24 protein-coding genes and 3 tRNA genes are annotated in these 22,237 nt (G+C 41.7%); 5 read left to right on the top strand and 22 right to left on the bottom strand.

Annotated elements, in window-relative coordinates:
- Positions 1-40: 40 nt before the first annotated feature.
- Positions 41-679, bottom strand: coding sequence for a site-2 protease family protein (locus tag EYO12_04590; protein ID HIA92356.1), 639 nt, complete (start codon positions 677-679; stop codon positions 41-43).
- A 78-nt stretch (positions 680-757) separates the two neighbouring features.
- On the opposite strand from EYO12_04590, the gene rpmB reads away from it, so the two are divergent.
- Positions 758-949, top strand: coding sequence for a 50S ribosomal protein L28 (rpmB, locus tag EYO12_04585; GenBank protein HIA92355.1), 192 nt, complete (start codon positions 758-760; stop codon positions 947-949).
- A 13-nt stretch (positions 950-962) separates the two neighbouring features.
- On the opposite strand, the gene EYO12_04580 is transcribed toward rpmB, so the two are convergent.
- The 6 genes from EYO12_04580 to EYO12_04555 form a co-directional block, all read right to left on the bottom strand.
- Positions 963-1,598 (bottom strand): hypothetical protein, encoded by a 636-nt coding sequence (locus tag EYO12_04580; GenBank protein HIA92354.1) that lies wholly within the window; start codon positions 1,596-1,598, stop codon positions 963-965.
- 2 nt (positions 1,599-1,600) lie between these two features.
- Entirely contained in the window at positions 1,601-2,209 is a 609-nt protein-coding gene (locus EYO12_04575) for a transcriptional regulator (protein ID HIA92353.1), read from the bottom strand.
- Positions 2,210-2,254: 45 nt separating this feature from the next.
- Positions 2,255-3,127 (bottom strand): tRNA (adenosine(37)-N6)-dimethylallyltransferase MiaA, encoded by an 873-nt coding sequence (gene miaA, locus EYO12_04570; protein ID HIA92352.1) that lies wholly within the window; start codon positions 3,125-3,127, stop codon positions 2,255-2,257.
- The gene (locus tag EYO12_04565) at positions 3,124-3,426 is read right to left on the bottom strand and encodes a methylated-DNA--[protein]-cysteine S-methyltransferase (protein ID HIA92351.1); all 303 of its coding nucleotides are present in this window, start codon (positions 3,424-3,426) and stop codon (positions 3,124-3,126) included. Before EYO12_04565 ends, miaA begins: the two co-directional genes overlap by 4 nt.
- The gene (locus EYO12_04560) at positions 3,419-5,239 is read right to left on the bottom strand and encodes a threonine--tRNA ligase (protein ID HIA92350.1); all 1,821 of its coding nucleotides are present in this window, start codon (positions 5,237-5,239) and stop codon (positions 3,419-3,421) included. Before EYO12_04560 ends, EYO12_04565 begins: the two co-directional genes overlap by 8 nt.
- 198 nt (positions 5,240-5,437) lie before the next feature.
- Positions 5,438-5,514: transfer RNA gene (locus EYO12_04555), tRNA-Val, on the bottom strand.
- Positions 5,515-5,850: 336 nt separating this feature from the next.
- Here EYO12_04555 and nrdR point away from each other — a divergent pair.
- Positions 5,851-6,243: a transcriptional repressor NrdR gene (nrdR, locus tag EYO12_04550; protein ID HIA92349.1), complete on the top strand. Its 393-nt coding sequence runs from the start codon at positions 5,851-5,853 to the stop codon at positions 6,241-6,243.
- Between the two features lie 9 nt (positions 6,244-6,252).
- On the opposite strand, the gene EYO12_04545 is transcribed toward nrdR, so the two are convergent.
- Positions 6,253-6,906: a 50S ribosomal protein L25 gene (locus tag EYO12_04545; GenBank protein ID HIA92348.1), complete on the bottom strand. Its 654-nt coding sequence runs from the start codon at positions 6,904-6,906 to the stop codon at positions 6,253-6,255.
- A gap of 574 nt (positions 6,907-7,480) precedes the next feature.
- Here EYO12_04545 and EYO12_04540 point away from each other — a divergent pair.
- Positions 7,481-7,557: transfer RNA gene (locus EYO12_04540), tRNA-Asp, on the top strand.
- A 232-nt stretch (positions 7,558-7,789) separates the two neighbouring features.
- On the opposite strand, the gene EYO12_04535 is transcribed toward EYO12_04540, so the two are convergent.
- Entirely contained in the window at positions 7,790-8,794 is a 1,005-nt protein-coding gene (locus EYO12_04535) for a hypothetical protein (protein ID HIA92347.1), read from the bottom strand.
- Positions 8,778-9,287 carry a hypothetical protein gene (locus EYO12_04530; protein HIA92346.1) on the bottom strand — a complete coding sequence of 170 codons (510 nt, stop codon included), beginning with the start codon at positions 9,285-9,287 and terminating at the stop codon, positions 8,778-8,780. The genes EYO12_04535 and EYO12_04530 overlap by 17 nt, the downstream gene beginning before the upstream one ends.
- A 77-nt stretch (positions 9,288-9,364) precedes the next feature.
- Between EYO12_04530 and EYO12_04525 the strand changes: the two genes are divergently transcribed.
- Positions 9,365-9,440: transfer RNA gene (locus EYO12_04525), tRNA-Arg, on the top strand.
- Between the two features lie 241 nt (positions 9,441-9,681).
- Here EYO12_04525 and EYO12_04520 read toward each other — a convergent pair.
- Together EYO12_04520 and EYO12_04515 are read right to left on the bottom strand one after the other, a co-directional pair.
- Positions 9,682-10,203: a nucleoside-diphosphate kinase gene (locus tag EYO12_04520; GenBank protein ID HIA92345.1), complete on the bottom strand. Its 522-nt coding sequence runs from the start codon at positions 10,201-10,203 to the stop codon at positions 9,682-9,684.
- 24 nt (positions 10,204-10,227) lie between these two features.
- Complete coding sequence (locus tag EYO12_04515; GenBank protein ID HIA92344.1) at positions 10,228-11,025, bottom strand: undecaprenyl-diphosphate phosphatase; 798 nt, start codon at positions 11,023-11,025, stop codon at positions 10,228-10,230.
- A gap of 35 nt (positions 11,026-11,060) precedes the next feature.
- Between EYO12_04515 and EYO12_04510 the strand changes: the two genes are divergently transcribed.
- The gene (locus EYO12_04510) at positions 11,061-11,969 is read left to right on the top strand and encodes a site-specific tyrosine recombinase XerD (GenBank protein HIA92343.1); all 909 of its coding nucleotides are present in this window, start codon (positions 11,061-11,063) and stop codon (positions 11,967-11,969) included.
- 16 nt (positions 11,970-11,985) lie between these two features.
- Here the strand turns inward: EYO12_04510 and EYO12_04505 are convergent, their stop codons facing one another.
- The 10 genes from EYO12_04505 to EYO12_04460 all read right to left on the bottom strand — a co-directional run bounded on the left by EYO12_04505 (position 11,986) and on the right by EYO12_04460 (position 22,225).
- Positions 11,986-12,792 (bottom strand): prepilin peptidase, encoded by an 807-nt coding sequence (locus EYO12_04505; GenBank protein ID HIA92342.1) that lies wholly within the window; start codon positions 12,790-12,792, stop codon positions 11,986-11,988.
- Between the two features lie 5 nt (positions 12,793-12,797).
- Positions 12,798-13,871, bottom strand: a complete 1,074-nt coding sequence (locus tag EYO12_04500; protein ID HIA92341.1) for a type IV pilus twitching motility protein PilT — start codon at positions 13,869-13,871, stop codon at positions 12,798-12,800.
- A gap of 13 nt (positions 13,872-13,884) precedes the next feature.
- On the bottom strand, positions 13,885-15,684 hold the full coding sequence (locus EYO12_04495) for a type II/IV secretion system protein (protein ID HIA92340.1): 1,800 nt from the start codon (positions 15,682-15,684) through the stop codon (positions 13,885-13,887).
- 18 nt (positions 15,685-15,702) lie between these two features.
- Complete coding sequence (pilM, locus tag EYO12_04490) at positions 15,703-16,734, bottom strand: type IV pilus assembly protein PilM (protein ID HIA92339.1); 1,032 nt, start codon at positions 16,732-16,734, stop codon at positions 15,703-15,705.
- A gap of 41 nt (positions 16,735-16,775) precedes the next feature.
- The gene (locus tag EYO12_04485; protein HIA92338.1) at positions 16,776-17,609 is read right to left on the bottom strand and encodes a hypothetical protein; all 834 of its coding nucleotides are present in this window, start codon (positions 17,607-17,609) and stop codon (positions 16,776-16,778) included.
- On the bottom strand, positions 17,602-19,824 hold the full coding sequence (locus tag EYO12_04480; GenBank protein ID HIA92337.1) for a hypothetical protein: 2,223 nt from the start codon (positions 19,822-19,824) through the stop codon (positions 17,602-17,604). Before EYO12_04480 ends, EYO12_04485 begins: the two co-directional genes overlap by 8 nt.
- Positions 19,825-19,827: 3 nt before the next feature.
- Positions 19,828-20,466 carry a prepilin-type N-terminal cleavage/methylation domain-containing protein gene (locus tag EYO12_04475; GenBank protein ID HIA92336.1) on the bottom strand — a complete coding sequence of 213 codons (639 nt, stop codon included), beginning with the start codon at positions 20,464-20,466 and terminating at the stop codon, positions 19,828-19,830.
- Positions 20,418-21,020: a hypothetical protein gene (locus tag EYO12_04470; GenBank protein ID HIA92335.1), complete on the bottom strand. Its 603-nt coding sequence runs from the start codon at positions 21,018-21,020 to the stop codon at positions 20,418-20,420. The genes EYO12_04475 and EYO12_04470 overlap by 49 nt, the downstream gene beginning before the upstream one ends.
- Positions 21,014-21,688: a prepilin-type N-terminal cleavage/methylation domain-containing protein gene (locus tag EYO12_04465; GenBank protein ID HIA92334.1), complete on the bottom strand. Its 675-nt coding sequence runs from the start codon at positions 21,686-21,688 to the stop codon at positions 21,014-21,016. Before EYO12_04465 ends, EYO12_04470 begins: the two co-directional genes overlap by 7 nt.
- 102 nt (positions 21,689-21,790) lie before the next feature.
- Positions 21,791-22,225 carry a type II secretion system protein gene (locus tag EYO12_04460; GenBank protein ID HIA92333.1) on the bottom strand — a complete coding sequence of 145 codons (435 nt, stop codon included), beginning with the start codon at positions 22,223-22,225 and terminating at the stop codon, positions 21,791-21,793.
- Positions 22,226-22,237: the final 12 nt, after the last annotated feature.

The following is a 22,237-nucleotide window of genomic DNA, read 5'->3' as shown; positions in this document are numbered from 1 at the left end:
ACATAGCTAGGAGTGATGACTACTCCATTATAACCAAGCTTTATAGCATTAGCCTATACAGAAAAAAGATTGATTCACTCATAAACTGAGATAGCGGACCTTGAAAGAAGACTAACAATAACGCGATAGCAAACAACCCTTGGCGTTCGATCGACTCCATAAGCCGCCTAACACTCTCTGGTGCAAACGAATACAGCAACCGTGAGCCGTCAAGAGGTGGAAACGGAATCATGTTAAACACAAAGAAGCCAAGGTTAATGAGTATAAATAAGCTAGACAGCTCAAACAGCATTGATGAAGCGTCAACACCCGCAAGGCTTATGCCGAAGCCAACTAAGAATGCCATGAGTAGATTACTAAGCGGTCCGGCTACAGCAACTATTGCTGGCCCATATTCGCCAAACTTAAGCCTATACGGATTGAATGGTACTGGTTTGGCCGCTCCAAATATAGGTACCGGCACTCCTCCAATGATGTTAATAAACAATAAAAAAGATGGTAAAAGAATTGAGCCAAAGGGATCAATATGGACCAATGGGTTGAAGCTAAGCCTGCCTAAATGACGAGCCGTATCATCACCGAGCCTATCGCTAACAAATGCGTGAGTAATCTCATGAACGATCGAAGAAAATAAAATTGTTCCTAAACCGATAATTATCAATAAAAATGTAGAATCCATTTTGCCTCAAATTAGATATTGCATTGACTATTTAACCACTTTTACTGTAGTATTTCACCTTGTAACAGGTGAAATACTATGGCATACAAATGTGAAGTAACTGGGAAGACCAAACAATTTGGTCACAATGTTAGTAACTCCCAGCGAAAAACCCAAAAAATCTGGAAACCCAACCTTCAAACTAAGAGGGTGGTTATTGATGGTAAAAAGACAACGTTAAAAGTAAGTGCAAAAGGTATAAGAACCTTAAAGAAAAAAGGCATTCTTTAAACGAACTGTAAAATTATACTTTCAAAGCAAAGACTTGTAGGCCATCCTGCAAGTCTTTTGCTTTAATTTTTAGTTTCTGATCAGACACCAGCTCGCCACTACCTACTTCGTCAAAGAAATCTTTATAGCTCAATTGGGGCATGTCATATGATGATTTTGATTCGTCAAAGTGAGTCACAATACAGGCAGAAGGTTCGATTTGTTTCACTATTTTGTTAGCGGCCTTAGCATCGAGGGTAAATCCACCACCTCCAACAGGTACGACCAATATATCAACAGTGCCTATTTGCTCAAAAACCTCTTCGCTTAAATCGCTGGTCGGATTCCCCATTACGCACAGACTCAAACTATTAGTGCGCAGTGTGTAGATAACATTGCTATCTGCGTCGCTCTCATGAACATCGGTATGACTCTTTGTCTGAATGCCCTTTAATGCTACCCCATCAATTTCATACTCACCAGGAAAATCTAAGAACAGAGTCTCGTCAACTGCTGGTTTTTCAACTGGATACATCCCAGAAACTAAAATGTGAGACTTTTCTACAAGCTTTTTTGTCACACCTTGTGCATTTTGCGAAGGATCGATTATGAAAGTAGCTTTTGCGATTTCTGCCTTAATACAGTTTGCGCCTAAATATTGAAAATCCATACCTATTTTTTCTCCTGTTTTACCTGTTTAGTCTTTTTTGGCGATGATTTTTTTACATCGATAATGATCGACTTCTTGCTCTCCAGAATCTGGGTAACAAACCTGTCCCCAATCTTCTTTCTGTACTCATAATCATCAGGGTCCAAGACAGTATATCGTACCTCTTTGCCTTCTTCTTTTTCTAGTTCTTTAACTAGTTTATCAAGCTTAACTTGATTAACATCCCCTACAATAAAAAGATCAACTAGTGCGCTGTCGTCTCGTACAAAAAACCCCAGCAAGAAAACTTTTTTAACGGAACCAATCTCTCGGAACCGCTTTGAGTTATCGGAATCATCAACATGTTCAGAATCAGTTATGTGTGTAAAGATCTGTCTAAGCGGCGCGTAGTGTTGATAGTTCTGGTCAACTTCATAATATAGCTTGTTGTCGGTGTTCTCTGATGAAATAAGGCCAATAGATAGCAGGTTTGCTAATTCTCTTCTAACCGAATTGATTTGTTCGTCGATTTTCCGAGTAATTTCCCGCACGTAAAACGACCGATTCGGATTTGAAAAGAACAAATGAAGCAACTTTACGCGTGTCTTTGAACCAAACAACTGCTCAATCATTCTACCTTCCCTGTTATACGTATAGTATTGTAGCAGAAAAGTTTTCTAATGTGTGTTCAAAAAACTACGCACCTTCTCAAAAGCTTGTTCTTTGTGTTCAATCCACTCTATATTTTGGTTTTTCTTGAACCATGTTCGTTGTCGTTTCGCGAGCTTTAATGTCGAACTAACGATTCTCTGTTTAGTCTTAGTCATGCTTTGCTCACCTTGGTAGTACTGCTTAAACTCATAGTAGCCAATACCTTTCATGGCCTCCGGCTCCCACCCATATTTTGCTACAAGCGCGTCCACTTCTTTTCTAAGACCCCGTCGAAACATCTCCTCAACCCTATTTTCAATATTGTTGCGCAATTTTGTTCTTGAAATTCTTAGTCCTATAACTAAAGTGTCTTTACGCATGTCTTTTTTTTCTGGAAGCTTGCCCTTATTTTCAATTAGACGCACCAAGCGTCGCTTGTTTCTTATGTCAATGCCGACGAGGCTATATTTTTTTAACTCTATTATTTGTAATAGTTCTTCAATGGACATTTTATTAAGTCGTTCTCTTTCACCTGGCTCACCTGGTGGTAGAAAACTGTAATCAAACAACACACTGTCTACGTATAGGCCATTGCCGCCCACCATTATCGGCAATTTACCTCTGCTACTAATGTCCTTAATAGATTCAAGAGCATCTGTTTTAAATTCTGCCACTGTATAATCGTCGTTGGGATTTTTTATATCTATTATATGATGTTTAATTGTTGATCTTTCGACATCACTAGGCTTAGCGGTGCCTATATTCATTTCAGTGTACACATTCCAGGCATCAGCGTTTACTATTTCACCGTCAAACAAACCCGCTAACTCAAGAGCAAGACCCGACTTTCCAGATGCGGTTTCGCCAACAATAACGATTAAAGGGTGGCTGTTTTTCATGTAGCCACTCCCCTCAATGACTCAAAGCCAACTATTGCACCTGTGGGTGAAAATGCTACGCCTTCGCTTTCCAGTAGGCGTTGCTGTGCTTTAGCGCCACCCCAGGCAAAACCCTCGGCTAACGTTCCATCTGACCGTACGACTCGGTGCCACGGAGCATCTGAAGAGCTATATTTGGCTATCTGCCCAACAACCCGCGCCGCGCCAGGGCTGCCCGCTAGCGCAGCAACATCACTATACGCTGCGACCGCACCATACGGTATCTGATTGACTACACTAATTACCTTCTGCTTAAACATGTCCTTTTTCTACAAATGACCGTAGCTCAGCCAGAGGTACAACTTCTTCGTTCTCGCCGACCCGAACACTCACCACATCAGAGTCTTTGTCTTTCGGTCCAACGATAAATAGCATTGGCACACGCTGCTTTCTTGCTTCACGTATTTTCTTGCCAAGCGACTCACTTCGATTATCAACTTCATAACGTAGTTCATTGTATTTAAGCGGCTTCATAAGTGCTACCGAGTCAAGTATCGATGTTATTTTATCTACATAATCTGCTACTTCATCGTTTATAGTCAAGATTCGTATTTGTTCCGGCGCAAGCCAAAATGGGAACTTACCATTGGTGTGCTCAATATACACGCTCAAAAATCGCTCGGCTGAACCAAGTAGTGCTGTATGAATCATCACTGGGGTTTGTTTTTGCCCATCTTCGTCAACATACTCTAGACCAAACCGCTCCGGTTGAACGAAATCAAGTTGTAGAGTCGCAACTTGCCAATCCCGCCCAAGCGCATCCGAAACAATAAAATCAATTTTTGGACCATAAAAGGCTGCTTCGCCCTCCTCAATGAAATAGTCAAGATTATTAGCCTTAGCAAGCTGAACTAAACGATCCTGTGCCTGCTCCCAGTTCTCTATATCACCCAAATATCCCTCTGCATCATCCCTAAAGGAAAGTCTGAAACGAAGATCCATTCCTATTACTTCATATAATTCAACTGCAGCCGTAATAATTTTTTCAGCAATACCTTCAATCTGATCTGGGCGTACAAACGCATGGTTGTCGTCGATTGAAATAGAACGCACTCTCGACAAACCGTGTAATTCGCCTGATTTTTCGTCTCTATACTGCACAGTATTTTCCTGGTACATGATCGGCAGGTCTTTATAGCTCCGCGGTTTACTGGCGTAAATCTGAGTATGATGTGGACAGTTCATTGGCTTCAAGGCCATTTGATCGGACGTTTCCTGACTTTTTACAAGAAATAGTTCGTCGCCGAATTTACTCCAGTGGCCAGAAGTTTCGTACAAGTCTTGCTTAGTGATGTGTGGGATCGATACTTCCTTAAAGCCAATTTGCGAACGAAGCTGAGTGCTTAAGCGGGACAGTAGATTCTTAACTACAGTTCCACGCGGAGTAAACAGAGGTAGGCCGGACCCAACAAGATCGCTGAAGGTAAACAAGTCGAGCTCCTTACCGAGTTTTCTATGGTCGCGTTTCTTTGCCTCTTCTTGTGCTTTTTGAAAATTAGCTAAGTCCTCTTTAGTTTCAAAAGCAATCCCGTACAGCCGCTGCATTTGCGACTTGGTTTCATCGCCTCGCCAATATGCTCCAGCAACTTTAGTAAGTTTAAACGCCCCAACCATGCCAGTAGACTCAACATGAGGCCCCCTACAAAGGTCGGTAAAATCACCATTCTTATAAAAAGAAACGTTGTCAACTTTACTGCTTTCTGAACCTATTCCAAGCTGTTCCTTGTCTATGTCTTTAGCGGATGTTGTGCCGTCTCGCTGTAAATCATGTAGCAACTCTAGCTTATAGTCTTGCTTTGTTTCTTTCGCCCAGTTAATCGCCTCGTCAATTGGCATAGTTAATTTTTCGAATGTTTGATCTTCTGAAATAATTTTTTTCATTTCTTTGGTGATTTTTTTAAAATCGTCTTCGGAAATCTGTATATCACCGAGGTCTATGTCGTAATAATAGCCATTGTCTACCACCGGTCCGACGCCAAATTTTGCGTCAGGCCATAGTTTCTGAACTGCAGCAGCCGTGATATGCGCCAGACTGTGTCGCATTGCTTCTAGGTTTTTACTACTATCGCCCATTGTTTTCCCCTTTACTGCTGTCTTATATAAAAATAACACGCTATTCAGCCACTATCCATTACGTGCTGTTTTCGCGTGTCTCGGTCCTTGTCGTACTACTTCAAGGAGGTTCCACCGGACATTATACTCATTGTGCATCTGATAACGCTCAGTCTAGCTATAAGCGAGCTCAATAGGTGGTTAATCTATGTCGTAGCTTGGTGGATCCGAGAGGACTTGAACCTCTGGCCTCTTCAACGTCAATGAAGCGCTCTAGCCAACTGAGCTACGGATCCTGTATCTGGATAATTGTAGCAGGAAATAAAAAAGAACAAACGATGATTTTATTACTAGCATTGTCATACTAGTACAGCTGTGCTAGTTATGTATGTTCTGCTTGTGTTTTATTTGTTTTTATGTTAATTTATTATCCTATGAATGATATAAAGAAATCCAGCAAGCTACTTAACTTTCCTCTTTTTTACGAGGAACTTACGAGCAACAAAAGCGCGTCTATTAAGACTCGACTAAACCGAAAATCCAAGAAACAACAGTAGTAGATCCCACTTATCCCACGAGTAATCCACACATTTCCACTGGTAAAAATAATAGTATGATGTCAATATGTTGTCATGAACTGCTTATACTGCTCTCACAACCAGACCAACGTTGTTAATTCGCGAAAACCAAAAACTTTTAACCATATATGGCGCAGAAGGTCGTGTGCTCAGTGTAAGCAACTGTTTACAACTAAAGAAGCACCCGACCTTAGTCAAGTGCGTGTTATTAAGCGCTCTGGGAAACAAGAGCACTTTTCTTACTACAAACTACTACGGAGCATCGACAAAGCCCTTGCCGCGGCTACCCTTCAGGGGGATGAAATAGATATGCTCGGCCAAAATATAGTTGCACATATTAGTGTCACCCCTAAGTCAACTATATATTCAAGCCAGCTACATAAAGTGGTTGCTGAATCACTGCGTAACTACGACAAAAAAGCCGCGCTACGTTTTGATAGTTTCTAAATAAATAACCTAGTCGCTACTGTCGGTAGACTCGTCCTCTGAAGAAGACTCACCTTCTTCAGACTCATCACCAGCCTCTTCTTCGCCATCGGTCTCTTCAGGCTCTTCTTCAGCTCGAGGAACGTCTAACTTAGCAACAGCTTCGTCGGCGTCAGAGATAATCTCTACATCTCCAGCAACAGAAAGATCGCCAACAGATATGGTTTGACCAATTTCAGTTAAGCTTTCTAGATTTACAGTAATGTTTTCAGGTAGATCAAGTGGGTTTGCCTCAACTTCAATCATATCCTTAATAGTAACAAGCACTGCCTCGCCGGTAGCAACAGGAGCAGGCTCACCCTCAAAGTGAAGCGGCACTTCTGTTCGCATTTTTTGACCAAGGGTCACCGCGTACATATCAAAGTGGATTGGTTCACCGCTAACTGGGTCATGCTGAACATCTTGAAACAACACCTTAATTGGCTCTTGTTCTTCTATTTTTAAGTCAATTACTTTACTACCACCAACTAAGTTGAATGTTTTTTTCAAAACGTTAACTGGCACACTCACGGTTAGTGGTTCTTGGTCTTTTCCGTAAACTACACCTGGAACGTCCTGGCTGGTTTGTCTGAATTTACTCCCTTTGGTTGAGCGAGCAGACACACTTAATGTCACGTCATCCATCTATTTTCTCCTGTATTTTGAATCCACGTTATTGTAACAGATGAATAACAGATAAAAAAGGGTTTGTGGCTAGATCTGTGAGTAATTCAAAAACTGAAGACAACTTACTAAAAATAGCAAGAAAATAAAGAGTTGAGTTGTAAGCAGCGCTGACACAAAATTCGGCTTATCGATGCTAAGTAATTTAGAACTAATCTTTAAGGACGCCAGAAAAGAAAAAATCATAAAAACTGGAACAAGGAACACCCTATACCATTCTCCTCTGTCGTAGGGGCCTTCAAGTGTGCTATAGCGCAGATTAAGCGGAGATCCAGCTCGTAAATATGAAATAATTATAAATACCGCACAAACAACTAGCACTAGCAACGCAGCGGAAATTAAAAAAAGGTTCAGATTACTTTTAATAATCCCCTTCTTTCTACTATTAGAAATAGCCTTAAACAATCTCCTGCTCCTACAATTTTATTCTTCACTAGTTTACCACTTCAAGTGATGATATGTAACAAACAGAGGTATTTTGGTTGCCTACAGGGATAAATATTGGTACGATTTATCAAGTCTAAATGACGAATGCGGGCTCGTAGTGAAGAGGCCTATCACGTCTCCCTGTCACGGAGAAGATCGCCGGTTCGAATCCGGTCGGGCCCGCCAAATAAAAAACACCTGGTTTACCTAGGTGTTTTTTATTTGTTGTGCTCCGGCAGGATCCTTAACCGGAAACCGGTTCAGGCGTACGCAGCCCCGCAGTTAGAAAAAAGTGTTTACATTTTTTTCTAACGAGGAGCGAGGAAGGAGGTCGCAGATGAAATCAAGACCGATATCCGGTCGGGCCCACCAAAATTAACAGTACCCCCATAGTGATGCTTTCACACTCTACGTATACCTAACGAGAAAAAATACAGCTTAGAACTGACTTTTTATTAACGCCTTCAAGCGGTAGTTTATTATGGTTGATACAACTCTGTAGCTCTGCCTGGCTGGTTCGCTCTTGAATAAAGGCCTCAATTTCTTCATAGGTTTGGTATACATATTGATACGACGCTTCAGATTCCTGCATGACAATATACACACCGGTCTCACCATAGATAATAGTATCAACACTGTTGTCTGGGGTTAGGCTTTGAGTGACAGCAACTAACTCTGCGGATGTGTCGTCAGATTCGATGTCGGCAACACTACTTGGTGTAAGGCCGAGATTATTTGCAAGCGTAGCAAAGTTAGAAGAATCGACTTGCTGAGAAAACTCATACAGTTCATTGGTTACGACCCTACTTTTTAAAAGCTGTAGCTTAAATTCCCGCTTAAAGTCATCTCTGGACCAGCCGTAGATATCGAGTATGGTTGCATCGAAGGTTTCATCGCCACCGGCAAGTATAATTGGTTCAGCAATTCCCTCTTCTATCTCGGCGTCGCTAACAGTTAGCTCCTGCTCGTTTGCGATTTGCTCAATTACTTGGGCTTCAATAACTTTATTTGAAGCCGAGCTTAGAGCTAGCTCCTCCTCTAGCTCCCTATTTTCATTTTGGGCGACATTTTGAGCGGTGTTGAACTGAAAGAGCAATTCGTCGTAATAGACATATGAATCATTTACTTTAAGAACCGGCGTTGGAATAATTTGAGAGACTGACTGCACTAAGCCCGATGTGTTTACTTGAGAATATACGGCATTTAAATAAAGCCAAATAGTAAAGAACAGCGTAAGAATAGCAATAATCGTTGACGTAATTACAATCTTTTGTTGAGTGTCGGTAAGGGGTCGGGAATGTTTTTTCCCAGTTTTTAATATATGCCGTCGATGATCCTCAAGCGTGTCATTTGTTGGCAATGAATTCTCTATTTTGCCCTTGTCTGATTGTTTCTTTTTAAATTTTTTAAGCATTGATTTCATCTACATAATCTCCTGGTCGTCCGCCATATTCTCTTAAGATACTCGAAATACGTTTTTGAATTTTAGCAGGTTCGTGTACTTTCTCAATCACCAAATCTCCCACGAACGTCTGAATGACAATCGTGCCAAACCTAAATAGACTAGCCTGAAAACCAGCAATTTCATAATTAATGTTTTGAATTTTACTTAAATCGACTTCAACAAGTTGTTTACCGAAAAGCCCTTTTTGCAAATCTTGAATGATTCGAATATTGGTAACGATATAAAAACTGTAGTACCAGCTGACCCAATAATAAAAAAATATCAAAACACTAATAATAAACCCCGCTCCGGCTATGTATTGGTAAATTTTATTAAATGGGTCGAAGCTTAAGGGGCTTAAAGTAACGGTAAATATCAGTAAAAAAGCCAATAGTGGTCGTCTTAAAACGACAGGGTGCTGCCTAAAGAAGAACAAAACTTCTTCGTCATCAAATTGCCCTGCAAATTCCATATGCTCTTTAGTATATACGTTTATGTGGACTAATTCGAAAAACAGATGGTAGGATAAACGAGACTATTGTGAATTAAGCACCCGTAGCTCAGTGGATAGAGCGCCACCGTCCTAAGGTGGGCGTCGTAGGTTCGAATCCTACCGGGTGTACCAAGCAAAATGCCGGCCCAGTGTCGGCTTTTTGCTTGGTTGATCTTCTAGTTCGAACCTACGACTCGTAGGTGAGCCATGCTGGGAGCATGGCGCAAGGAAACTTTCTCTTGAAAGCTACGCTTTCAAAGATGAAATTTTGGGGCAGCTGGAAGTGGCCGAATCCTACCGGGTGTACCAAAAGTAAAGCCACCAGTTACGGTGGCTTTACTTTTGAAGTGCTCTAACTACGCTTGGTGTGTGGCTATTTATTCTTTTTTTTCATTAGCTGCGCATTTGTGAAAGCTTCGTGAAGAGTGTTGTACTCGTGCAGCTCATCAATACTAAACCATAGAGCTATCTCTAGTTTTGCCTCGTCAGAATCTCCAGATGCATGAATAAGGTTAGGGATACCAACATTATTCTTGTTTGCGTGGTCGTAGCTCATGTGGGCATAGTCACCACGGATAGTGCCTGGCTCTGCAGACTTTGGCTCAGTACCGCCAACCATTTTCCGAACTAAACTAACAGCCTCTACTCCTTCTAGTACTACAGCGATAACTGGACCCGATTTCATGAATTCAAGATTGTCATCAAAAACTTGCTGCCCGCGGCGGCTAATAACTTTGCCGATTGTTTCGTAATGCTCATGATAGTGGTCGACATCTGGTTCTAGCATTTTGCACGCCACAATTTTTAGGCCCGCACGCTCAAAACGGGATAAAATCTCACCAACAATACCTCGTTGTAGTGCGTCAGGTTTTAACAATATTAATGTTTTTTCCACAGTAGTCGCTCCTCAATATTCAATTTACAGTACAAATAGTAACACGCCAGCCAGCACAACTCGATAGATGCCAAACACCCGAAGCCCGTGTTTTTTTAAAAACCGCAGCATAAAGTGAATTGCAAGCAGCGAGCTTGTAAATGACGTCAGTATGCCAATAGCAATATTTGATGTACCGATAGACTGTAGATTAATAGGATCAGTGAGCAGTGAAAACAATACCGCGCCACCAATTATTGGCAGAGAAAGTAAAAAACTAAATCGTGCGGCGTCTTCACGACTAAGCCCTAAAAAGCGCCCCGCCAGTATGGTTGAGCCAGACCGGGAGGTTCCTGGAATAAGCGCAAGAGCTTGGGCAAACCCAATGCCGAGGGCACCCGAAGAGTTTAAGCTATTGATCTTTTTTGAACCATTTTGTAATGCAGATTCTGCTATAAATAGGACACCTATAATAAGCAACATTGTTGTAACTACTGCTACAGAGCGGACCCCGTCACCACTGAGAGTAGCTTTGAAAATGGCACCAAATAAAACTGCGGGTATTGTGGCGATCATGAGTAATTTATACATCGAATTTGTTTTATATTTGGTTATAATTTCATAAATATCATGACGAAAATATAAGAAACCAGCCAGCAAAGTGCCGATATTTAGAATAAGGTCAAAATGGAACGAGCTGTGCAAATTAAATAATTCATTAAATAAGATTAAGTGCCCAGAACTTGATACTGGAATAAATTCCGCCAGTCCTTGGACGAGTCCTAATATGAATGCATCAAGAATATTCACTACTAGCTTATTATACTCAGGCGACAGAACGATGACTAGTGTAGGTTAACATAAGCTATACTTACACTATGTACTTGTCTGAAGCTATCGATAAATTTCTGGAGTATTCAGAGATTGAACGCAACCTTTCTTTAAAAACGATTGAAAATTATCAACATTACCTAAATCGTTTGTATGAGTTTGCTGGCGACATACCGGTTGCGGACCTAGATGAAAAAACAATACGAAAGTGGCGGATGTGGTTGAACCGAATCGAAACCCAAACTGGCGACAATATTGCTAAATCCACCCAAAAGTACCATTTGATAGCCCTGCGGAATTTTTTGCGTTACCTAAGCTCAATCGATGTCAAGGTTATTAGTAGCGACAAGATTGATCTTGGAAAAACTAAGCGACCAAGTATTGAATTTTTAAGTTCTGATGAAATTGAAAAAATTCTTAGCATGCCGGACCAGTCAACTATTAGCGGTGCACGCGATTATGCAATATTGTGTGTTTTATATTCAAGCGGCCTTAGAGTATCCGAACTCGTAGGCTTAAATAAAGATAGCTTAGACATTGATTCAAAAAAATTTAGCGTTCGAGGAAAAGGCAGCAAAGATAGGCTGGTGTTTATAAATGATCGAGCAGTTAATGCCGTAACGCGCTACTACGATCAGCGAACAGACAATTTAGAGCCAGCATTTCTTCAGCACTCAAATTATGCGTCAGTGACACGGGATGGAGACTTTAGGCGCTTGACCCCCCGCAGCATTCAACGAATGATAAAAAAATACTCATCGCTAGCTGGCATTAAAAAACATGTGACTACACATACTCTGCGTCATAGCTACGCAACTACGCTACTAGAAAACGGTGCTGACATACGAAGCGTTCAGACCCTGCTTGGCCATAGCGATATATCGACAACCCAAATATACACTCACGTAACAGATAGGGGATTAGAAAAAGCTTACGAAAACTATCAACCTCGGTAAATTAATTATTCGGTTTTTAATAGCCTATTAAAAACGAGTTGTAGGCATGAATGATCTGGTCGCCATAGATTAATAGCGTAAAAAAACTACTCAACAAAAATGGCCCAAACGGAAAAGGTTTGGACGATTTAGTAACGAATAATGCTGTAATCCCGACTACACTGCCTGCGAGCGAAGCCGCGAACAACATAAACAGGAATTTTTCAAATCCTAATACCAACCCCAGTAACGGAAGCAATTTAACGTCACCGCCTCCAATGTACTTACCGTTTTTTACTTGGTAGAGCCCATAAAATAACGCAAAAACCACCACCATGCATAGTAGTCGTAAAAACAACGAATTTACATCATTTTGTATAAAAACTGAGTCACTCAGTGTAAATAAACCTGCGCCGATTCCGAAAATCACCATGGCCTGATTGGGTAAAATCATCCAAAATAAGTCGTAAAAAAACATAACTATACTACTTACAGCTAGCAGCAGTAAGCCAATCGCCACTAATCCTAGCTCAAACGAAAACGGCTGGTTGAATAAAAATTTATTGAACACAAAAATAAATAATACGGCAGTTGTAAGTTCAATTATTGGGTAACGAATTGATATGCGATTACTACATACTCGACACTTTCCCCTTTGAACTAAATAACTAAAAACAGGTACTAAGTTATGCCACTTAAGCTGGATTTTACAGTTCGGACAAACTGAACGGCCATGCAGAACCGAACCTTTTGTTTTTATTCTCCATAGCCAGGCAGTAGCAAAACTACCAGCGATAAGACCGTAAATAAAAACAAAACCAAGAACGAGCCAATGTGGAAGCATTACTACTAGGATCGCATAAGTCGATCAAGTTCTTCAATGTCTACTGCGTAATTTACTGCTTCTTCGTAAGTTATTTTTCCTGAATGAATTAACTTAACAAGTGTTTTGTCCATTGATTGCATGCCATATTCTGCACCTGTTTGAATAACTGACTCAAGTTGGTGTGACTTTCCTTCTCGAATAATATTGCGAACAGCAGAGGTTGCCACCAATATCTCGGCAGCAGCCATACGCCCGCCACCAACCATCGGTATGAGACGCTGAGAGACTACCCCTTGGAGGATGCCAGCAAGTTGGGTCCGAATTTGTTGCTGTTGATGAGGTGGGAACACATCAACAAGGCGATCCACTGTTTGGGCTGCAGAGTTGGTGTGGAGCGTGGCAAAAACCAAGTGTCCGGTTTCTGCCAGTGTAATTGCAGTAGAGATTGTGTCTAGGTCTCGCATCTCGCCAACGAGGATTACGTCAGGGTCTTGCCGCAATGATGAACGCAGCGCCTCGCCGAAAGAAACAGTGTCATAATGAAGTTCGCGCTGAACAATCAAGGCCTTCTTACTTTTATGAATATACTCAATTGGGTCTTCGATAGTTATGATGTGAGTTGCTTTTTCTTCATTTATCTTGTCGATCATGGCCGCCAATGTTGTTGACTTACCGGAGCCAGTTGGTCCAGTCACCAACACGAGGCCTCTGCCATATTCCGTAAACGCGCTGACTACTTTAGGTAGTCCAAGATCAGTAATGGTTCGAATTTCATTAGGAATAAGTCGAAGTGCAAGCGCTAAATTGCCACGTTCATGAAAGGCGTTGGCGCGGAACCGCCCCAAATCACCAAATGCAAAAGAGAAATCAATTTCTTTATCTTTGAGTAAGATCTTTTTTTGGTCGTCGTCTAGAACTGAGAAAATAAGTGACTCAACTTGTTCTTCTGTTAATTCGGTAGAGTTTTCAACTGGCACAAGTTGGCCATCAATACGAAGCATAGGCTTAGAAGCTAACTGAATATGAAGGTCTGAAGCATCTTTTTTTAATACTGTTTCTAACAGTGTTTCGATCCGTACTTGTTGTGTCGTAGCCATATTTTTCTCCACCCTATGTTGCTGAGGCCACTCGCGCAACCTCGTCGACAGTTGTTATGCCTGTTAATGCTTTAAGGTAGCCGTCTTGCTTCATGGTTATCATGCCTTGCTCGACAGCGATCTTGGTAATTTGAGATGTTGTAGTGTCTTTGGAGATAATTTTTTCTATATTATCGTCGACTTCGAACACCTCATATATTCCCATGCGTCCTTTGTAGCCATCGCTACACTCTTCGCAGCCTACAGGTTTAAATAAAGTATAAGCTTTATCGGTAAGTAATGGCAAATTATCCAGACCAGTGCGTTCTGCCACCTTGGCTTTACCGGACTCTGACTTTGCTAGTACGTTACTCAAAGTGTCCTGAATAGCTTCGGCTTGAGCGTCAGTTGACTGGACCTCTTCTTTGCAGGTCTCGCACAAGCGGCGGACGAGGCGCTGCCCGATAACAGTATTAACAGTTGAAGCAATCAGGAATGGTTCAACTTCCATGTCGAGCAGTCGAGGTAAAACACCTGGCGCTGAGTTGGTGTGCAGTGTCGAAAGCACAAGGTGGCCCGTAAGGGCAGCTTGGACGGCAAGTGAAGCGGTCTCGCCATCTCGGATCTCACCAACCATAACTACATCGGGGTCTTGACGAAGAATTGAACGTAATCCACTCGAAAACGTTAAACCTACTTCACTATTAACCTGGATCTGGTTAATGCCATCCATTTTGTACTCCACTGGGTCTTCAAGCGTAACGATATTTATGGCAATGTCTTTAATGAAGGTAATGAGTGTATACAGCGTAGTTGACTTACCGGAACCCGTTGGGCCAGTAGAAAGCACCATGCCGTTAGGTTTTTTAATACCACGCTCTAAAGTCCTCAACGCGTCGCCTTTAAAACCAAGTTTATCGAGAGTAAGTAGCCCCGAATCTTTAACAAGCAGACGAATCACGATTTGTTCACCATAGATCACCGGAGATACAGACACACGGTGGTCGACATCAGTTCCATCAATAGTCATGCGGAATTCACCATCTTGCGGTATACGGTGCTCGTCAATCTTTAATCTGGATAAAATTTTTACTCGGGAAACAATCGCTGGTTCAATAGCTTTCGGCATGGTCATAACTTCTTGTAATATACCGTCGATACGAAAGCGAACACGAAATCCTTCAGGTCGCGGTTCAAAGTGAACATCTGATGCACCTTGCTTAAAGGCATACTCCATTATGGTCTTTAAAGCACGAGTTATCGGTGCATCCTGAACAATATTGTTTAATGTTGAGTCCTTCTTTGAGGCCGACTGTTTTGCAGCCTCTTTTTGTGCTTCTTTTTCTATAACATCTGTTACCGAGCTCATAACGTCAGTTACTTCTTGAGCCACATCGGTTTTATATTGTTTTAGAACCGCTTGGATACTTGAGCCTGACACCAAGACCGGCGTAATAGAGCTATTAATTTTTCGACTCAGAAAGTCGATCGCTTGAATATTTGAAGGATCTATCATTCCCACCGCTAAATGACCTTTCATCATTCCGATCGGTACTGCTTGATAGCTCTCAGCAATTTCTCGAGGTATTTTTTCCAAGATATCCGGTTGAGGCCTAAAGGCAGTTAGATTCGCATACTGTAGGCCGTTAGCTTGCGCTGTAAGCTTCGTTAAGCTTTCTTCTGTGACTAAATTACGTTCGTTTATTAGGGTGAGAATAGATTTTTTTGTCTTTGCAGAATCTACTTTAAGTTGGTCAACCTCTTCCTTGCTCAGAAATCCCGCATCAATGATGAGTTTTTCTAGCTTCTGTTGAGCTTCGTTCGTCAAAATCATAAGGCTACCTAGTAAACCTTATTTATACATACGTAGTGCTAGGCCTGCAGCAACTGTAAATTGCGTTGCGTATTGCATTAGGTTGTCTTGCATTGATGCAGGATAACTTATACTACTCCAAGGATTAGCAATCTCAACGGACGTATTAAGTGCGTTGGCTAAATAAACTGGAAGTTCAGGTATTGATGCAGCCCCTCCTGCGAGTATAAGCTTTTCTATGCCCTCATCAGAATGTTGGCTCTGATAAAATTCTACTGATTTTTTTATTTCTCCAACCAAACTATCAATAGATCCTTTAAGTGCTTTGTATACTTGACCTTCCAGCTTAGTGGTTGTGAGTCCGAACTTATACACGAATTCCCTTGCTTGCGCATCATCAATATTTAAGTTTTGAATGGCAGTACGAATTAAGGTTTCGTTTCCAACGTCTAAGCTTCTAGTTAGATACGGTTTAGCATTACGAGCAATAATTATTTCTGAAAAGTTATCATCAATATTTAATATGGCAACCGAATTATCGTTCTCATCGCTAAGACTACGAGCCATTGCTACAGCATTAACTTCTATTGCTAAAAGCTCAAGTCCTGCTGCTTGAGTTATGCGAAGCACTTTATTAACCATAGTCTTAGGTGCTGCAGCTAAAAATACTTCCGACTGTCCATCTTTAGTTTCACCTACTAAGTCCCAGTCAACCTTAACTTTACTGTATTCCATCGGTATATATTGATCAGCTTGCAAGCGAATAGCGCCTTCTAGGTCTTTCTTTGCAAGTTTTGGAGTTACGATCAGGTTGCTGAATGAATTTAGAGCACTTAAACCAACGACGGCAAATTTAGCACTGCTCTTTGATTGACCTATCAGCTGTTTTATTTTCGCCCCTAGATCCTCGGCGATACTTTCTGCATCACTTTCTAGCCCTGTGTCAGTCGGAATAAGCCCATAGTGCTTTAAAACTGGTTTAGTTTGGCCTTTATCTAATTCAACCAATCGAACAGATGATTGACCAATATCAAGACCGAAATATTTTACGTTTTTATCTAATATGCTCATGCTTAATAGCTTATATCATTACCTGTTAATAAACAATAAATCTAAGGACTTACTCCCATAACAATGTCGGCTTTTTCGACCTGGCTTTGAATCCAGGAATATGCTGAAGGGCTTAAGAATTTCAAAACATACACATTGTCTTCATCCCTTGAGTCACGGATATAAATAGTAGGTACGGTTTCTTCGCGAATAATAATATTTACAAGATCGCCTGGAGCATACTGATTGATTAATTTTTGATCAATATTAGGAAGTAGGTCTATGGGAGTGGGCTCAATTGTTTCTTCAGAATCATCATTGAGCACAATTTCATGAGGTGCGTATTCTTTAAAAACAGTCAGAACCGGGGTGCCTGATGAAAGTTCATCTAATGCTGCTTTTGCCCGTTGTAAGTTTTCGTCAATTAAAGGTTGTAGCTGATTAGATTTGTTAATATGATCGACGACTTTTTGAAGTTGCAGTTGTTTTATGTGTAAAAGTTTTAGATCCTCAGTAGTTAAGATATCTGCTGGGGTGAAAAATTCTGGCTGTTCCTGAATGCCGGGGATAGGTTCAGTTTGCGGAACGTCTGTTGTAAATGTCCGATTAACCTCCTGCTCTGTCACATTAAGCGAATACTCAAGGGCGTATTTACTAATTACTAAATTTCGCTTGTATCGGTCTTCAATGTTAAATTCGATACTGGTTTGGTTAGTAGCGTCGTAAATCTCTTTTTCTAGTTCTGTGATTCTAAGGTCATTTTCTGCCACATCTTGGCTAATCATGAAACCATCAATACGTGCCCCTTCGGGATTTGTATCGAAATTAACATACACACTAGCCACAACTACAATGACAATCACTGTAAATAGTTTTACTAAAAGTTTATTATTCATAAGCCTCTATTTCATAGACACCAATCCAATCGAAGGAAGTACTCGCATACAACCTCAAGTATCGTACGGAATCTACCGATCCCCTCCAGGTTGTAGACGTACCACCTGGACTCCAACCACCGAAGATAGTTTGACCGAACCTGCGGGCCGAATCTACACCGCCTACATTGTGTGTGTCAATATAGCTGCCCCCCATGCTGCAATCTTGATAATGCTGGCAGCCGTAACGCCCCCACTCAACTCTTATTTCGCTTAAGCTATAGTCTCTGCCCAAATCAACTACGACACTAAGCGGACAGTCTCTAGTGCCTGGAGGATAGAATACCGTGTCGCGGTACCCGTCATTGACGCTAGATGGATCACCATCAAGATACCGAGAAAACCTCCCGCATCCCGAACTTAATTCCTCGAAAACGACATTTTTTTGGAACGAAATATTCTCCGAACTTCGCTCTCGCGACGGTGGCGGTGGTGGTGGCGGCGGTGGTGGTGGCGGCGCCACTGGGTTGTTTAATCCTGCATAGTCTAAATATAATTCACTGTTGCCGCTAGTGTTATCCCTCTCGTAGACAATTGAGATGACGTCTCCTTGCTCGACATCTACATCTATTGAATACGCTCGATAATTTAGGGCGTCATTTACGTTAAAAATGCCAGTTAATTGATTATTGAGATAGAAGCCAACTATAACTGAGTCTGAGCTATTGGGTCGGGCTGCTATCATGAACTGCTGGTATGTAGTGCTTCCTGTGTATGTGTAGTTGAATGTGCTGCGAGTACGCGTTATAGCACTTGCCACGCCGTTATCAGCAGTTCTATCGCTTATCGCGGCCCCTGAACGACCACTGCTGTCTCTAAATTGATTGGATTCAATTTTAAAATGAGGCTGATATGGTGGGGCAACAGGATTGTTGTCGCTGTATTGACAGCTACCGTCATCAATTGTCGCTTGTTGGTTATAATTAAACGCAGACCGGTCCGTACATCCCGCAACTGGATACTGACAGCCACCATTATCTTGAGTTGCATCTGGATTGTAGTTAAGAGCCAGCGGATCAGTACAGCCTGGCGTCTGGTTTCCTGCAGCAGATCCACTACATATCGGTAAGTTGTAGGTAAGATCGTCTGGGTTTCCGTCATTATTAGGATCAAACAACACTCCGGCTTTACATAGAGGGAATCCTGGATCGCCAGAATAAAGAACATAGTCGAATAAACCGAGGAGTCGGCCGTTTCGATCTTTTTTAGCAATTTTCCTAACTGCAATTTCTCCGCCCGCTGCTACACCTGTTACATCTACTATTACGGAGTTATCCTTAATAACAACCTGTCCACCGGATACGGTATGGTTTAGCTTTACGTTATAGCTCACTCGTAGTTCTTGCTGATTGTTTGAACGGGCTATCGGATTTAATGTGTCATAAATAGGCTTGATTCGTAATATATATCGGCGTCCAGTGCGATTTGGGATAGTAAATCTAAAGCAGCGTTCATTAGGGGGGCCAGCTACCTGTGAAACACCTCCAGTTGAGGTAATATTATCAATACCGCCATTGTAATTGACTAAGTATTTATTGGTGCGTATGTTCGCTGGATTATTTACAGCATAGTCAGATATAGTCCATTCAAATTCCGGTGTGTCGATCGAGGTTAAATTTAAAACACAATACGTTATGCCATCTACAGATGGGTGGAGGGGCGTAGTGCCGTCACATGCAACATTATCTTGGCTGCACAGTCTACCGTCTGGGCCTATCTGCCCCAAATCAGATAAATCGATTTGAATTGTCTCATCTTTTTGCTGTATCCCGCTTGTATTAAAAGATGCGTTATATACTTTCCGCTGTTCCCAATATTCAAGATCCCCTGGACTACTAACCCCAGTATCTCTGACAACCTGAAGATTAACCGAAGGCTGGTCCTCTCGAACTAAGACAGCCCTATCTCCACGGACTGAGCCTGCTTGCTCTGGAAATAGGTCGCTCAGGTCTTCTTCGTGGGGATTTTCTTCTAATCTCCGAAACGCTTCTTCTATCCCTGCATCAGCGGCAGCGGAGGCTCTAGAAGACAAATCATTACTAGATGCGTTTCTGATTTCGGATGTTGCTAGCCTACTAGCCGAGACACTGATAGTGACTAATAAAAGACTGAACGATAGCAATGCGAACAGTGCTGCGAATCCTTTTTGGTCATATGCTACTAGTCTTATTTTCATGCTCTAATCCATCACCGATACTGCGGAGTTTACTTGATATGCTGAAAAATAAGGGTCTTCACGCGTTAGATTCGAATTTTTTTCAAATGTCATAGAAAGTGCGACAAGTCCTGCTCCGGTGCCAGTTTGAGCAGAGGTATATTTCGTAAATTGACCACTAACTAAAAATATATCAGAACTAGTCATTGGGGCTTTTGCTTGACCGGTGCATAAACCTGCACCGTTAGTAACTGTTGTACATAGCTGCCTATATGGCCGACGTCTACCAGCATCTGTTTCGATCGTATAGCGGATTTCTTGTCTATCAATTATTCCACTTTCAATTACGAGCATATCATTCGAAGGATCCCCGTCGTCAGGCACTCCTAATGTCATTTCGCGGGTATATACGTTCGAACTGTTTGCTATGTCCCGCTCAATAGATTCAACTACAAATCGTGACTCTTGCTGTATTTCTTGGATAGCTATCGTCTTTTGATGTAGTCGGGATAGAGTGATGAAAGTTGCCGCTGCCCCGGTAATGGCAACCGACAAGATGGCCATTGCTATGGTGACCTCAGTCAGTGTGAAACCTCTTATGTCGTCGATTAACTTCACAGCCCCTGACTCCAATTTGTTAATGAATTTGCAATCTCTACTGATCTAGTGGGGCCGTTGCTTTCCTGCCATTCAACGGTGATTGTTATGCGACGTATGTTGTTGTCATACCTGCCATTGAGCGTAGAGCCTGGCGTGTTGTTGATGTCTTCGCACATCGTTGCTTTTCTACTGAAAGTTGCGTAAGAATCCCCTGATTCAGAACTCGAAAGTCGATCATTATTATCATACTGTTGTGTAACATCAGGGCCTAAATTAACTTTAGTAAATTGTGGACTATTTGGATTATTATTGCCATCCATGTAGAAATTAACACATTCCTTTGTGGCTGAACCGAGATCCGTTAAGTCCAGGCCTTGCCACGCATTTCTGCCTGCGGTAATATTCCCATCTCGGATGTTCTTTATTAGTTCAAATTCTCTCTCGGCTAGAAATGTTGCTTGAGTGCGACGTCCCGCTTCGGCAGAGCTACGCGCAGCCGCGTTCATAAGTCGTGAGCTTGCAATAACTGCAGCTAGCAACAGGGCCAGGGAAATAACTAATTCTACCAGTGTTAAACCTGACTCAGAGTTCTTTAGATTAGTTATTTTTATTAGCATGCTACTAAATTTCCACCGACTTCTGTTTCAATAATACCGCTAATGGTATTTATTGTCACTCTTGCAGTTAACTTATTTGAGCGGTTGCTAAGTTCACAGATAAAAACCTTAATACTTCCAGAGTGATAGTTAGATGGATCGCTAACAGTCGTCCCGTGCAGCAAATAGCCTTGGCCATTAGGTGAAAGGCTAGCAAGGCCCGTCAATCCGGATGTTGATTTATCCCTAATTAATGATCCGCTACTGTCGTCCATTGAGCCACTCACATCATATACTACCGACCTCAGGTCTAATTCTTTTGTTGTAAAATCAAAGACGTCTGGTGTTATTTCTCGACCTACAATTCCAGCTCTTTGATTCTGACTGTTCCTTTCTAGACTAAATCCATACAACAAGCTTCTTCGTGCAACATTATTCGTAGGTTCGAAATTAAGAAAACTGCCTCTTGCCGTTTCTCCAGTTGATGGTCGTTCAACGGCATAACTTTTAGACTGAGTCTCTCTGATATAAGATGCTAATTCTTGGATACTAGTGTTGAATGTTTCGATTCGATTATTACTTTTAAACGATCCTGCTAAAACATAGCCCAAAAACGCTGTAAGCGCTAGAACAATAGAAATTTCTATTAATGTAAAACCTGCTTGTTTTTCTTTTAACATAAGCTTCATTATTAATTAAATTATAGCACTTAAACTACGGTATTGTAGTTTTTAAAAAACCTCGCTGTAAAAGCGAGGTTTTTTATGATTTTTTACTGATCTAACGAAGGCTTACTGGCCGTAGTTTGTTCGATCAGTGCCTGATTCAAGGCAAGCGCGTAGACCATATGATCGTCCACCAGCGCCCCGTTGATAAAGCATTACGAATGTATTCGAAGTTACTGTTGCAGGACACTGCGTTGCAGGGTTACTACCTGTCGTAAATGTATACTTAGTACCTAGTGTCGCATCATAATCATCAAGCGCTGCATCAACACCGTTAGCACCAGTGTTGGCTGGATATAGTCCATTATTATTAGCAGCATACTGCTCCATTATCGCAGCGATTCGGCCGGCTTCACTTTTACGAGCGCTGTCGCGTTGCGATCGACGAGCGGCCCCGACTGCTTGGATAACAACTAGAATAATCAACGCACCAATTGCAAGTACAATGACTATCTCAATCAAGGTGAATCCTTTACTGTCTTTGTTTAATTTTTTGAGCATTGCCCACTCCTT

This window comes from Candidatus Saccharibacteria bacterium, from assembly GCA_012965045.1.
Classification (GTDB): Bacteria; Patescibacteriota; Saccharimonadia; order Saccharimonadales; family DTSZ01; genus DTSZ01.
Note: the sequence above shows the minus strand (reverse complement) of the source record. Positions and strands in the feature narration are given on the sequence as shown.